Origin of the sequence: Mesorhizobium sp. M8A.F.Ca.ET.208.01.1.1 (assembly GCF_004791315.1) — a bacterium.
In the GTDB taxonomy this organism is placed as follows: domain Bacteria; phylum Pseudomonadota; class Alphaproteobacteria; order Rhizobiales; family Rhizobiaceae; genus Mesorhizobium.
Genome location: NZ_SRUT01000352.1, coordinates 1 through 292 on the forward strand (window position 1 = coordinate 1; position 292 = coordinate 292).

At 63.0% G+C, this 292-nt stretch carries 1 pseudogene; it reads right to left on the reverse strand.

The window, feature by feature from the left end:
- Positions 1 to 292: pseudogene (locus EN851_RS35620) on the reverse strand (extracellular solute-binding protein); the annotation flags it as partial.

Consider the following 292-nt stretch of genomic DNA (forward strand, 5'->3'; position numbering starts at 1 on the left):
CGCATGTTGTCGATGACGGTCTGGGCCTTGTCCTTGTCAGCGCCCGTCGCCTTCTTCTGCAGGTCGAGCATGACATTGTAGTCGGACGGGTGCGAGATCATCATGCCGAGCTGGCCGGCCAGGAACAGCGGCTGGTTGTCGGCCTGCTGGTTGGTGAGCGCCGAAACCGGAACCGACTTGTCCCGGACATACATATCGTAAGAGGCCTGCAGCGCCGCCTTGCTCTGCGGGCTGTTGAGCTCGATCTCCTTGTAGGTCGGGTCCGCCTTCGCCTCGTCGAAGACGCCGCCGC